This is a genomic window from Phyllobacterium sp. GQ127 (assembly GCF_059758635.1).
Map to the genome: position 1 here is coordinate 538,236 of NZ_JCAXDZ010000003.1, position 12,563 is coordinate 550,798.

Consider the following 12,563-nt stretch of genomic DNA (forward strand, 5'->3'; position numbering starts at 1 on the left):
TCAGAGAATATGTTATCGCCCCTGTTGCAACCGGTGGACTTTAATAATTGCCCCGGTTGGGAGGAGGATAATCAGCTCGAGGCGTTCAAAGCCTTTCGGCGCTCAGCCCACCATGGTCTGGAAAAGCCCTATAAATCAGGATCGCTTGGCATTTCATTTGAAGCGCTTAAGCCAATTTTTGCTGATTCACGTGAAACAATTGTCGAAACAGACGCGCAAGCCCGCCAATTTTTCGCCAGATGGTTCCGGCCCGCTTTTATAAAACCTGACAGTTCGGCAAGCGGTTTTGTTACCGGGTTTTACGAACCGGAAGTTATTGCATCCCCGATCCGCACCCGGGAATATCCCGTTCCATTTCTCAGGCGGCCTGCCGATCTGATCGATATAGATGATGACAACCGTCCCGCCGGGCTTGATCCCTATTTTGCTTTTGCCCGGCAGACCCGGGATGGACCTGTCGAATATTTCGATCGCCAGGCGATCGAAAGCGGTGCCCTTGAGGGGCAAGGGCTCGAAATCGCTTTCGTGAACAGTATTATCGATGCGTTCTTTATCCATGTTCAAGGTGCCGCACGGCTTAAGATGCTTGATGGCAGTCTGCGCCGTATAACCTATGCGGCAAAGTCCGGACATCGTTTCACGGGCGTCGGCAAGATATTGCTGGATCGCGGCGAAATCGAACCCGAAAATATTTCGATGCAGTCGATCCGCAAATGGCTCGCGGATAATCCGGAACAGGCGCAGGCACTCTTGTGGAACAACCACTCTTACATTTTTTTCCGGGAAGCCCCGGTTGTTGAGAGAGATCTCGGGCCAATTGCAGCGGCAAAGGTGCCGCTCATGGGTGGCCGTTCCATGGCTGTTGACCGGCTTCTCCATACATTCGGCACGCCATTTTATATTCATGCTCCCGACTTGGACGCATTTGGAGGTAAAAGTTTTTCCCGTCTTATGATCGCGCAGGATACCGGATCGGCAATTGTCGGACCCGCCCGCGGCGATCTTTTCGCAGGTTCCGGTGATGAGGCTGGCGAGATAGCTGGTGTTATTCGGCACAATGCAGATTTCTATGTACTGGTGCCGCGTTGCCTTTTGGGTTCAAGCCAATGAAAAAAAAGGCAACACCAGAATTTGCCACGCTTGAAGACCGGATACTTTGGGAAACGGTTGCCAAGACAGCGCGCCCTCTCAAGGGTAAGGATAAGCCGATTTTCTTGGCGGATGAAGCTGACAATACGGAACAGCAACCTTCTGCTCCCGAAAGGCCAAAACAACAGGCACCCGTATTTCCTGCAAAACCGGCACCCAGGCCTCATCTGCTCCATCCAATCGACAAACCTACCCATAAGAAAATCGCCAAGGGCCGCGTGGTCATAGAAGGTCGTATTGATCTTCACGGGCTGACGCAAAGCGAGGCCTATGGTTTGCTGCTCGGTTTCCTGCAACGTGCTCATTTGCGGAAACTACGTCATGTGCTTGTCATCACGGGCAAAGGATCATCCTTCGGAAGTGATGGTGTGCTTCGCCAAGCCGTGCCTTTATGGTTTACAACCCCGGCTTTTCGCATTCTGGTCAATGGCTATGAGGATGCTGCGCGCAATCATGGCGGGACCGGAGCGATTTATGTCCGTCTGCGGCGCGAGGCACCATGACCCCCTTTGGTCAAAGGCTGCGGGATTTGCGCCAGGAACGCGGCGTCTCGCAAAAGGACATGGCGAAAGCCATAGGCGTTTCAGCGGCCTATCTTTCGGCGCTTGAACATGGGCGTCGTGGCCAACCGACATGGGACAAGCTCCAGCGCATCATTCAGTATTTCAATATTATCTGGGATGAGGCGGAGGAATTGCAGAGACTGGCTCTGATTTCGCAACCCCGTGTAACGATCGATACGGGTGGGCTTTCGCCGTCTGTAACTGAGCTTGCAAATCTGCTTGCCATGCGGATTGAGGATATGGATCAGGAAACGACGCAGTTGTTCATTGGCAAGTTGAAACTGCTGCCCCCCAGACGCAAACGCTAGCTTGCCTGCGCCTGTTTGCTTGAAATGCTTTAGAAAAGCGCCTTAAGCTGATCAGCCTTCTCATTGACCAGCCAACCATAATAGTTTTCTTCCGGCATTTGCAGCGGTTCGCCATTGGCAACACGTTGTGCGTTGATATTTGCCAGAGCCCGAGCGCGCGCATCCGCGCCGCCTGTATTATAAAGTGTCGCTGTCAAACCGGGATTCTTGGATATATCGAGATCCGCAACCCGCCTATACACATCGATCGAGTGTTTCAATGTTGCCGCCATATAGGGCAACGTCAGGTCAGGATCCATGATTGTCTTGTAAACTTCACTGGCATTATCCGCATCAAGACGCGGCAATCCCGAATAGCGGTTGACCATGTCCGTCATTTGCAATGCGACAAGCGGACTGAGCTGGCCTAAGCCGAAACTCTGGCCAGCATAGAATGGCTGGAAGAAAACCGCGCTCAGGCGATTGTTCGGGTAGCTGATCCCGCCGACATTATTCCCGCGAAAAGTAGTATCCCAGACATTCTCCCGGCATGACCAAAGGCGCAGGCTGTCCTTGAACTTGTTGCATTCAGCAAACTGGGGTCGCTTGACAAAATCACCAATGGTTTCTCCCTTATAGTCAAAGCTGAGGCCTTGTTTCAGATATGAAACCGCCTTGACGTAATAGGTCTGCAACCTGTCATAGGCATCGACATTGTAGGTGTGTTCACCGACCAAGGCGCCGGCAACATGAACGGGATCAATGCCATAGGTTCTGGAAACGCTGGCAATTTTTGATCGCAGCTTCGTGTCGCTCTTCAGCAGGCCGTAAATTTTTTGATATTTGGCCTCATAGGTGGTGTTCATCTCGCGCGTCCGTTTGGCGGAAGCGGCTGGCACGCCAGGCTGACTTGCATTGCGATTGCCCTCCGGAACCATGGTTACGGCCAATGCGGATTGGGCAGTTACGGAAAACAGCAAAAAACAGCTGGTTGCAAAAAGGCAAAGGGTTCGTTTCATCATCGATCCAGAAATCCAGTCAGAAGCCCGCAATAGCGGCTTGTTCAGACGAAAGCCAGAAAAACCTCAATCTGGATATCAAGTCAGTTCACTGTGCGGGAACTGGGCAACTCATGTCGCCTTCCTCGCACTTCAAATAGGATTTCAGATCTTCGATGCGTGATGCAGTCAAACCGTTCAGACATATGGACTGCATCATGGGGTATACGCTGCCATCTGCACTTCCCGATGTTGAAAAATTGCACTCTGCATCACGAAAGGCAACCCAAGCCTTTTGAGCAGTCACAAGCAGTTTCGTTGTTTGCGCATCGTCTTTCAGGCGAGCAGTAATCTGTCTGTAAAGCGCATTCAACTGGGTGTCTGAGTGCTTATAGGTATTGCTGTAACATTCGTTGAGATCCGCTTGGCTGCTATTAGGCTTGTCACAGGATTCAGCCGAAAGGGCAGCAGGCGCGGTCGTGAAAAGTATGATGAGCGTCAGAACGGATTGCAAGAAACGCATGGGATATCTCCTGTTGCGACTCGCCCATTAAATAAGAAATCGCGATGGTTTTCCATCGCGATTTCCCTTATTTGCAATGCTAGAGAATGAAACGCGAAAGATCAGCGTTTTTAGCCATGTCGCCGATAGTCTCGCGCACATATTTGGCATCGACCGTGTACTCAGCTCCGGATTTGTCCGGCGCATTGAACGAAATCTCATCCAGCACGCGCTCCATAACCGTCTGCAGACGCCGCGCTCCGATATTCTCGATGGTCGAATTGAGATCAACGGCAATATCGGCCAATGCATCAATTGCATCATCGGTAATATCGAGTTTGACCTCTTCAGTCGCCATCAACGCAATATATTGCTTGAGCAGGCTTGCTTCCGGCTCCGTCAGGATGCGGCGCATGTCATCGCGTGTAAGGGCGCTAAGCTCGACACGGATGGGCAAGCGGCCTTGCAATTCCGGCAACAGATCGGAAGGCTTGGACACATGGAACGCCCCTGACGCGATGAACAGGATGTGATCGGTCTTGATCGGACCATATTTGGTCGCGACCGTCGTTCCTTCCACGAGCGGCAACAGATCGCGCTGCACGCCTTCACGCGATACGCCTGCACCCATTCCGCCGTCACGCGCTGCAATCTTGTCGATTTCGTCAAGGAAGACGATGCCGTCATTCTCGGCGGACCGTAGCGCTTCCTGTGTGATCTGATCCTGATCGAGAAGTTTATCCGACTCGTCATTGATCAAGACACCATAGGACTCCTTGACGGTGGTTTTGACCGTCTTGGTGCGTCCGCCCATAGCTTTACCAAGCATGTCGCTGAGATTGAGGACGCCGATATTTGCACCGGGCATGCCGGGTAGTTCAAAGCTTGGCGAGCCGGAGTCAGCAATCTCGACTTCGATTTCCTTGTCGTCGATCAAGCCATCCCGCAGTTTCTTGCGGAAGCTGTCACGGGTTGCAGGGCTGGCAGTCTTGCCGACCAGTGCGTCAAGCACACGCTCTTCTGCGTTGACATGGGCCTTGGCCTTCACATCCTCACGCTTTTTCTCGCGTACAAGCCCGATGGAAACCTCGACCAGATCACGAATAATCTGTTCAACGTCACGGCCCACATAGCCGACTTCGGTAAACTTGGTTGCTTCAACCTTGATGAACGGCGCGCCCGCAAGCTTGGCGAGACGACGTGAGATTTCCGTTTTGCCGACGCCAGTCGGTCCGATCATCAAAATGTTCTTGGGCATGACCTCTTCGCGCATCTGGCCTTCCAGCTGCTGGCGACGCCAACGGTTACGTAACGCAATAGCAACGGCACGTTTTGCGTCATTCTGGCCGATAATATAACGATCAAGTTCGGAGACGATTTCTCTTGGAGAAAATGTTGTCATTGGATTCTCGTTTCTTCCTGCCCGTCTTCGGGCCAAATTTCCAAATTATCCCGTGCCATCATAAGGGCGGGACCATAAATTGACGTCCTCGTATCAAATGCCGCAAAGCCAGCCTTTTCATAGACCCTGATTGCCCGCTTATTGGCCGGGTCCGGATCGACGATCACGCGTGGCACCCCTTCTTCGAAAAGGAGCGATACGAATTCATCGATCAGCCGTGCACCATGCCCTTGGCCGATAAGGTCCGGCTCACCAATCATCAGGTCGATCCCAAGTGTTCCGCCCGGCTGATCCTGGTAAGGATGATCATCCTCAAGATGTGGATCATAGGTCTGGAGATAGCCGATAGGCTCGTCACCAAGCATGATTATGAACGGCTCAACCGAAATACTATCCATATGGTCCGCGATGTCGGCCAATTCCTTTTCAGGATCTTCGTTCCACCACTGTGCCACATGCGGTTCTGCCAGCCATTGCGAAATCATATTCAGATGGCGTGGTTCAACCGGGATGAAGCGGTAACGAAACTTCTGTCCGGATTCTAGTTCAGGCGGCATCAAGCGACTCAAGCGTTACACTTGTATTTGTGTAAATGCAGATATCAGCTGCAATCTGCATGGAACGGCGGGCGATTTCTTCTGCGCTCTTGTCCGTATCGATCAATGCCTTTGCTGCTGCCAGGGCAAAATTGCCACCAGAACCAATGGCCATTACGCCATACTCAGGCTCGAGCACATCGCCATTACCGGTAAGCGCGAGCGTAACCGATTTGTCGGCGACCAGCATCATGGCTTCGAGGCGGCGCAAATACCGGTCTGTACGCCAATCCTTGGCAAGTTCGACACATGCGCGCATCAACTGATCAGGATATTGTTCAAGTTTGGATTCGAGCCGTTCAAGCAATGTGAAGGCATCTGCTGTAGCACCGGCAAAACCGGCAATGACATTGCCCTTGCCGATACGGCGTACCTTGCGGGCATTGCCTTTCATAACAGTATTGCCGAGGCTGACTTGTCCGTCGCCGGCGATCACCACCTTACCGTCCTTGCGGACAGTTACGATGGTGGTTCCATACATGGTGGAGGGGTTGTGTTCTTGCATATTAACTCCTTAAGCGCGTTCGCCTGTACCCTAATCAAAGCAGTGCAGCGAACCCCTTCTGTTCCACTTATGTATGATGCCGCTACGGAAATGCAAATGAGTCGATAAGGCTAAGCCATCAAAGCATTTGGAGATTCGGCATTCGTGTTTTAGAAGGCCACAATTAAAGGTATTTCTCCAAGCGGGATAGAGGCATGACAAGCGTCAGCACGCGTGAAGCGAAGGTAGAGCGGACAACCAAGGAAACCAGCATTGCCGTTTCGGTCAATCTGGACGGAACCGGTGCATTCAATATTGCAACCGGTGTCGGTTTCTTTGACCATATGCTGGAGCAATTGTCGCGGCATTCCCTGATAGACATGGATATCAAGGCCAATGGCGATCTGCATATCGACGATCATCATACCGTTGAGGACACCGGCATTGCTATCGGCCAAGCCATCGCCAAGGCTCTGGGTGAGCGCCGTGGCATTAATCGTTATGCTTCGCTCGATCTGGCCATGGACGAAACATTGACGCGCGCGGCGCTGGATGTCTCTGGGCGGCCCTATCTTGTCTGGCACGTAAAATTCTCGGCACCTAAGATCGGCACGTTTGATACGGAACTGGTGCGCGAATTCTTCCATGCTCTGGCGCAAAATGCCGGCATTACATTGCATGTCGCCAATCTTTACGGCGAAAACAATCACCATATTGCCGAGACCTGCTTCAAGGCCGTGGCCCGTACGTTACGGCACGCAATAGAAACCGACCCGCGCCAGAAGGATGCTATTCCTTCAACGAAGGGCAGTCTGAAAGGCTGAGTTATGGCCAGCTTTGTTGTACTGATGCCGCAGTTACGTAACGGTCAACGGGATGATGACCGCACGGTTTTCATCCGTGACGGATTTGCATGGCTTGGGTTCATTTTCCCCGTGCCGTGGCTCATGCTGCAACGTCTGTGGTTTGAGGCCGCATTGGTGTTTGTGGCAACAATAATCATCTCGCTGGTTGGAAACTATACGAACCATGCAGGTCTGGCGACTCTCATCATTGCGCTTCTTTCCCTGTTCGTTGGGCTGGAGGCGCGCCGCTGGCGTTATGCAAAGCTTGAACGCAATGGTTTCGAGCAGCGTGCCGTCATTGATGCAGAAACTGCGGCTGATGCAGAAATCGCTTATTTCCATGGACCTGATTTTATGGCCGAGCCGTTGAGCGAACCGGCGCCAAAGACCGACCTGCCGGCCTATCGTTCAAGCACGGCGCCAGCGCTTGATGGAATGGTCGGGCTTGTAAGCCATCGCGGAGAGAACTGAACATGCGCGTTGCGATTATTGACTATGGTTCGGGCAATTTGCGCTCGGCCACGAAGGCCTTTGAACGTGCGGCGCATGAAAATGGGATCAATGCGACCATTGATCTGACATCGGATGCGGAACGTGTGCGCACGGCCGATCGCATCGTGCTTCCCGGCGTTGGCGCCTATGCTGATTGCCGTCGCGGGCTCCACGCGGTAGAGGGCATGGTCGAGGCCATTCATGAGGCAGCCGTTGAAAAAGCGCGACCCTTCCTCGGCATTTGTGTCGGCATGCAATTAATGTCGTCACGTGGCCTCGAAAAGACCATTTCGACCGGCTTTGACTGGATCAAGGGCGATGTCCGCGAAATGGTGCCGTCCGATCAAGACTTGAAAATCCCGCAGATCGGCTGGAATACCATTCGTTTGACCCGGCCGCATCCGCTGTTCGACGGTATCGAAACCGGACCGAAGGGGCTGCATGCCTATTTCGTTCATTCCTATTTCCTCGATGCGGAGATAGAAAATGACGTTCTTGCTATTACCGATTATGGTGGACCAGTGACCGCGGCAGTTGCCAACGACAATATGGCTGGAACACAGTTTCATCCGGAAAAGAGCCAAGCCCTTGGCCTTGCGCTTATAGGCAATTTCTTGAGGTGGAACCCATGATCCTTTTTCCGGCGATTGATCTGAAGGACGGAGCATGCGTCCGCTTGAGGCTTGGCGATATGGATCAGGCAACGGTTTACAATACCGATCCAGGCGCGCAGGCGAAGGCATTTGAAGATCAGGGTTTTGAATGGCTGCATGTGGTGGATCTTAACGGCGCTTTTGCCGGGGAGTCCGTCAATGGCGCGGCTGTAGAAGCAATTCTCAAGGCGACGAAAAATCCCGTGCAACTCGGTGGCGGTATCCGAACCCTTGATCATATTGAAGCTTGGCTGGCAAAGGGCCTGTCCCGTGTCATTCTGGGGACAGTTGCTGTGCGTGATCCGGAACTTGTTGTCGAAGCCTGTAAACATTTCCCGGGCAAAGTGGCTGTCGGCATTGATGCCAAAGGCGGCAAAGTTGCTGTCGAGGGCTGGGCAGAGGCATCAACACTTGGCGTCATCGAGCTTGCGAAAAAGTTCGAGGGCGCTGGCGTCGCCGCGATTATCTATACGGACATAGACCGGGATGGCATTCTCGCCGGTATTAACTGGGAATCGACATTGCAGCTTGCAGAAGCCGTTTCCATCCCGGTCATTGCGTCAGGTGGTCTCGCCTCGATTGCCGATATTGTTCGCATGACCATGCCGGATGCTCGCAGGCTTGAGGGCGCTATTTCAGGTCGCGCTCTTTATGATGGTCGTATTGATCCTGAAGAAGCGTTGAATGTACTTCGCCAGGCACGGGAGCGCGCAGCATGACCTTGAAAGCGCGCGTTATTCCCTGTCTGGATGTGAAAGATGGACGCGTCGTAAAAGGCGTCAATTTCGTTGATCTTATTGATGCCGGTGATCCTGTCGAGGCGGCAAAAGCCTATGATGCCGCAGGTGCAGATGAACTTTGCTTCCTTGATATTACGGCGTCGTCGGACAATCGCGAGACGATCTTCGATGTTGTTGCCCGCACGGCAGAGCAATGTTTCATGCCGCTGACAGTTGGGGGCGGTGTTCGGACCGTAGCCGATATCCGCAAATTGTTGCTGGCAGGAGCCGACAAAGTATCGATAAATACGGCTGCGGTGGTAAATCCCGACTTTATCGCCGAGGCCGCGGACAAATTCGGCAATCAGTGCATCGTGGTCGCCATAGATGCCAAAAAAGTATCAACCGGCAACGAAGTGGATCGCTGGGAAATTTTCACCCATGGCGGCCGCAATGCAACGGGCATTGATGCCGTCGAATTTGCCCGCAAGGTCGTCGATCTGGGGGCAGGCGAGATTCTGCTGACCTCCATGGACCGCGATGGCTCGAAGATCGGCTACGACCTCCCTGTTACGCGTGCCATCGCTGATGCCGTGCGTGTCCCTGTCATAGCGTCTGGTGGCGTGGGCAATCTCGATCACTTGGTTGAGGGCATCAGGGAAGGCCATGCATCAGCGGTGCTCGCTGCATCCATTTTCCATTTCGGAACCTATACGATTGCGGAAGCGAAGGCGCATATGGCCGCTGCGGGTATCCCGATGCGGCTGGACCCCGTTCGTTGACTGGAGAATTTTGATGACTGCATTCACCTTGGCGGATCTGGAACGTATCGTTGCAACGCGCGCCAGCTCCACGGATATCCAGTCTTATACCGCTAGCCTTTATGCCAAAGGCATTGGCAAGGCCAGCCAGAAGCTTGGCGAGGAAGCCGTCGAGACAGTCATTGCGGCAGTTTCCGGCGACAGGGAAGGCGTTGTTTCCGAGAGCGCGGATATGCTCTATCATTTGCTGGTCGTCCTGGGAATTTCCGGCGTCAAGCTCGATGAGGTTCTGCAAGAGCTGGAACATCGGACAAGACAGACCGGACTTGAGGAGAAAGCTGCGCGGGGGCAGGGCTGACCATGTTCACGGGCCCGGCAAGCGGCAGGCAGGCGATCATAGCTGTGGAGGGCGACGTCGTGGATCAATTGGCACCCAGCGAATTTTCTCCGTACCACTTCTTCAGTGCAGAACGCTGGGCTGAGTTTCGCGCCGATACGCCAATTACTCTCACCAATGAAGAAATCAAGCGCCTGCGTTCATTGAACGATCCGATTGATCTTGATGAGGTGAGCCGGATCTATCTCTCGCTCTCGCGTCTGCTTTCGGCCCATGTCGAGGCCAGTCAATTACTGTTCTACCAGCGCCGCCAGTTTCTCAATACGGGTGACGCATTCAAGACTCCCTTCATCATTGGCGTTGCGGGATCGGTTGCGGTGGGTAAATCGACCACGGCGCGTGTATTGAAAGAGCTGCTGGCGCGCTGGCCCTCAAGCCCGAAAGTTGATCTCGTGACGACGGATGGCTTTCTTTATCCCAATGATGTTTTGCGGACCAAAGGCCTGATGGAACGCAAGGGATTTCCGGAGAGCTATGATGTCGGCATGGTGCTGCGGTTCCTCTCGCAGATCAAGGCAGGCCAGCGCAACGTCAATGCGCCGCTCTATTCCCATTTAACGTATGACGTATTGCCGGGGCAATTTCAGACTGTCGATGCGCCAGACATCCTGATTTTCGAGGGCATCAACGTGCTGCAGGTGCGTGACTTGCCGGAAGACGGCAAGATGGTGCCGTTTGTCTCGGATTTCTTCGATTTTTCGATCTATATTGATGCGGATGAAGAGCAAATTCACAAATGGTACATTGATCGCTTCATGCGCTTGCGTGAGACAGCGTTCAAGGACCCAAGCTCATTCTTCCATCGCTATTCGACAATCTCCGATGATTCCGCCAGGGCAATTGGCGAAAGCCTCTGGGCAAATATCAACCTGAAAAACCTGCGTGAAAACATCCTGCCGACGAGGCCCCGTGCGGACCTTATCCTGCGCAAGGGCGATAATCACCTTGTGGAAGAGGTGGCGCTCAGGAAGCTGTAACGCGCCTGAGTGTCAAATTAATCCGGCCTGTGCTTTTCAGCAAAGTAGAGGTTCCGGGATAAATACGATCTACCCCATGAAATGCCAATCGGCCTTCATCGCCCAGCACAACAACATCGCCACTTGAAAGCTTGATGGATTGCGTCCTGTCGTTCCGGTTCGTTCCACCAAAACGGAAAAGGCACGTGTCCCCCAAGGAAACCGAGACAACGGGTGCCTCAAGATTCTGCTCATCGCGATCCTGATGAAGTCCCATTTTTGCTGTTTCGGAATAGAAATTGATCAAACAGGCCTCAGGAGGCTGCGGATAATCGCCAACGCTGAGCCAAAGCTCGACTAGCGATTGTGGTATCGCGGGCCAAGGTTGCTGCGTGACGGGATGTGTCGGCTGATAACGATAGCCGAATTCTTTGTCAGTAACCCAGCCCAGTGAGCCGCAATTGGTCATGCGCACGCTCATTTCCTTGCCGGTTCTCGGCATTGCCGGAACATAAAGCGGCGCTGCCGCTACTACGGTCCGGATTTCTTCCAGCAGCGCGGTCTGCTGCTGTTGGGTGAAATAATCAGGAAAGTAGCGGATGCCCGGCGCGAGCAATATCATTGACCTGCGACCTCAAAAAACAAACCCGGCGCCATGCACCGGGTTTGTGGGTTCATGAAGCTTTACTCAGCCAAGTTCAGGAATACGCAGCACCTGACCTGGATAAATCTTGTCCGGGTGGCTCAGCATTGGCTTGTTGGCCTCAAAAATGAGCGTGTTCTTCGCGCCCTTACCCTTGCCATATTGGGACTCTGCGATCTTCCAAAGATTGTCGCCCTTCTTCACAGTATAGAAGACGGGCGTCTTGGCGACAGAACCTGTCGTCGTCTGGTCAACAGTCAGTCCGCCCGTATCCACCTTCGAGACACCGAGCGAATTGCCAACCGCAATAATCGCCTTTTCAAGAATTTCCTGATTGGTGACATTGCCCTTGAGCACTGCCTTGTCACCTTCGATTGCCACTTCAACGTTTTCGGTACCGAGCTTGTGGGAATCGAGTTCCTTCTTCAGATCTTCGGCGCTAGGCTCTTCATCGCCAATACCGATTTTCTTGCCTACGGATTTTACGAAATCAAATAGTCCCATAACTGGCTCCTTGTTGATTGTTCAAATCGACAGGCATTGTTGTGACATTTCATACCTGCTTTGGAAAGGATGATTTGAACCCGAACCATAACGCGGTAATGAGCCATTTGATCCCTATCAATCGCCTTGAACCTTCCCGCGCATCTTTTTAACCCCGGAACGGCCCGACTTTTCTTTCAGTCGGCGTTCTATTGAACCCTTTGTGGGCCGGGTTTTTCTGCGCGGCGGCGGTGGTGGTTCAGCAGCTTTCGCAATCAGCGCCACCATGCGCTCGCGCGCATCCTGACGGTTGCGTTCCTGTGTACGAAAGCGATTTGCTTCAATCAGAATCTCGCCGTCTTTGGTTGCCCGCTGACCAGCCAGCGCGATAAGCCTTGCCAGAACTTCCTCCGGCAAACCTGCTTTCACAGCATAGAAGCGCAGTTGAACGGCGGTGGAAACCTTATTGACATTCTGCCCACCGGGACCTGCCGAGCGAATAAAATTCTCTTCCAGATCGCTCTCGTCGATCCAGATTCGGTTGTTGATCTTTATGCGGTTACGGCTTTCTTCCATGACAGATTGGTAGCCCAAACTTTGATTCTCTGGAAGAACCATAAAAAAGCCCCGCAT

The 12,563-nt window shown here is 53.1% G+C and carries 18 protein-coding genes; 10 read left to right on the forward strand and 8 right to left on the reverse strand.

The genetic code is table 11. From position 1 onward, the window contains the following. Positions 1-9 precede the first annotated feature (9 nt). Genes mltA through AC6CHM_RS14685 form a run of 3 tightly spaced genes read left to right on the forward strand, consistent with a single transcriptional unit; the run spans position 10 to position 2,020 of the window. Entirely contained in the window at positions 10-1,110 is a 1,101-nt protein-coding gene (gene mltA / locus AC6CHM_RS14675) for a murein transglycosylase A (protein WP_498173611.1), read from the forward strand. Further along, entirely contained in the window at positions 1,107-1,652 is a 546-nt protein-coding gene (locus AC6CHM_RS14680) for a Smr/MutS family protein (RefSeq protein ID WP_498173612.1), read from the forward strand. The genes mltA and AC6CHM_RS14680 overlap by 4 nt, the downstream gene beginning before the upstream one ends. Continuing rightward, positions 1,649-2,020 carry a helix-turn-helix domain-containing protein gene (locus AC6CHM_RS14685; RefSeq protein ID WP_115054508.1) on the forward strand — a complete coding sequence of 124 codons (372 nt, stop codon included), beginning with the start codon at positions 1,649-1,651 and terminating at the stop codon, positions 2,018-2,020. The genes AC6CHM_RS14680 and AC6CHM_RS14685 overlap by 4 nt, the downstream gene beginning before the upstream one ends. A gap of 29 nt (positions 2,021-2,049) precedes the next feature. On the opposite strand, the gene AC6CHM_RS14690 is transcribed toward AC6CHM_RS14685, so the two are convergent. From AC6CHM_RS14690 to hslV, 5 genes are all read right to left on the reverse strand, one after another. Continuing rightward, the gene (locus tag AC6CHM_RS14690) at positions 2,050-3,018 is read right to left on the reverse strand and encodes a DUF1402 family protein (RefSeq protein WP_115054792.1); all 969 of its coding nucleotides are present in this window, start codon (positions 3,016-3,018) and stop codon (positions 2,050-2,052) included. A gap of 88 nt (positions 3,019-3,106) precedes the next feature. Continuing rightward, on the reverse strand, positions 3,107-3,520 hold the full coding sequence (locus AC6CHM_RS14695) for a lysozyme inhibitor LprI family protein (RefSeq protein ID WP_498173613.1): 414 nt from the start codon (positions 3,518-3,520) through the stop codon (positions 3,107-3,109). A 79-nt stretch (positions 3,521-3,599) separates the two neighbouring features. Then, complete coding sequence (gene hslU / locus AC6CHM_RS14700) at positions 3,600-4,901, reverse strand: ATP-dependent protease ATPase subunit HslU (RefSeq protein ID WP_115054510.1); 1,302 nt, start codon at positions 4,899-4,901, stop codon at positions 3,600-3,602. Beyond that, positions 4,898-5,458, reverse strand: coding sequence for a GNAT family N-acetyltransferase (locus AC6CHM_RS14705; RefSeq protein ID WP_498173614.1), 561 nt, complete (start codon positions 5,456-5,458; stop codon positions 4,898-4,900). Before AC6CHM_RS14705 ends, hslU begins: the two co-directional genes overlap by 4 nt. Further along, entirely contained in the window at positions 5,448-6,002 is a 555-nt protein-coding gene (gene hslV, locus AC6CHM_RS14710; RefSeq protein ID WP_115054512.1) for an ATP-dependent protease subunit HslV, read from the reverse strand. The genes AC6CHM_RS14705 and hslV overlap by 11 nt, the downstream gene beginning before the upstream one ends. 194 nt (positions 6,003-6,196) lie before the next feature. On the opposite strand from hslV, the gene hisB reads away from it, so the two are divergent. Genes hisB through coaA form a run of 7 tightly spaced genes read left to right on the forward strand, consistent with a single transcriptional unit; the run spans position 6,197 to position 10,825 of the window. After that, positions 6,197-6,805, forward strand: a complete 609-nt coding sequence (hisB, locus tag AC6CHM_RS14715; protein ID WP_115054513.1) for an imidazoleglycerol-phosphate dehydratase HisB — start codon at positions 6,197-6,199, stop codon at positions 6,803-6,805. 3 nt (positions 6,806-6,808) lie between these two features. Next, positions 6,809-7,297, forward strand: a complete 489-nt coding sequence (locus AC6CHM_RS14720; RefSeq protein ID WP_498173615.1) for a DUF2628 domain-containing protein — start codon at positions 6,809-6,811, stop codon at positions 7,295-7,297. Positions 7,298-7,299: 2 nt separating this feature from the next. Next, entirely contained in the window at positions 7,300-7,950 is a 651-nt protein-coding gene (gene hisH, locus AC6CHM_RS14725) for an imidazole glycerol phosphate synthase subunit HisH (RefSeq protein WP_307281523.1), read from the forward strand. Next, positions 7,947-8,690 (forward strand): 1-(5-phosphoribosyl)-5-[(5-phosphoribosylamino)methylideneamino]imidazole-4-carboxamide isomerase, encoded by a 744-nt coding sequence (gene hisA, locus AC6CHM_RS14730; RefSeq protein WP_115054516.1) that lies wholly within the window; start codon positions 7,947-7,949, stop codon positions 8,688-8,690. Before hisH ends, hisA begins: the two co-directional genes overlap by 4 nt. Continuing rightward, positions 8,687-9,472: an imidazole glycerol phosphate synthase subunit HisF gene (gene hisF, locus AC6CHM_RS14735; RefSeq protein ID WP_115054517.1), complete on the forward strand. Its 786-nt coding sequence runs from the start codon at positions 8,687-8,689 to the stop codon at positions 9,470-9,472. The genes hisA and hisF overlap by 4 nt, the downstream gene beginning before the upstream one ends. Before the next feature lie 13 nt (positions 9,473-9,485). After that, positions 9,486-9,809, forward strand: a complete 324-nt coding sequence (locus tag AC6CHM_RS14740; RefSeq protein WP_307281528.1) for a phosphoribosyl-ATP diphosphatase — start codon at positions 9,486-9,488, stop codon at positions 9,807-9,809. Between the two features lie 2 nt (positions 9,810-9,811). Next, positions 9,812-10,825, forward strand: coding sequence for a type I pantothenate kinase (gene coaA, locus AC6CHM_RS14745; protein WP_307281530.1), 1,014 nt, complete (start codon positions 9,812-9,814; stop codon positions 10,823-10,825). Here the strand turns inward: coaA and AC6CHM_RS14750 are convergent. From AC6CHM_RS14750 to arfB, 3 genes are all read right to left on the reverse strand, one after another. Further along, the gene (locus AC6CHM_RS14750) at positions 10,812-11,426 is read right to left on the reverse strand and encodes an alpha-ketoglutarate-dependent dioxygenase AlkB (RefSeq protein WP_115054519.1); all 615 of its coding nucleotides are present in this window, start codon (positions 11,424-11,426) and stop codon (positions 10,812-10,814) included. The two genes, coaA and AC6CHM_RS14750, sit on opposite strands and share 14 nt — an antisense overlap. A 66-nt stretch (positions 11,427-11,492) precedes the next feature. Beyond that, positions 11,493-11,951 (reverse strand): peptidoglycan-binding protein LysM, encoded by a 459-nt coding sequence (gene lysM / locus AC6CHM_RS14755; RefSeq protein ID WP_115054520.1) that lies wholly within the window; start codon positions 11,949-11,951, stop codon positions 11,493-11,495. A 117-nt stretch (positions 11,952-12,068) separates the two neighbouring features. Then, positions 12,069-12,506, reverse strand: a complete 438-nt coding sequence (gene arfB / locus AC6CHM_RS14760) for an alternative ribosome rescue aminoacyl-tRNA hydrolase ArfB (RefSeq protein WP_115054794.1) — start codon at positions 12,504-12,506, stop codon at positions 12,069-12,071. Positions 12,507-12,563 lie beyond the last annotated feature (57 nt).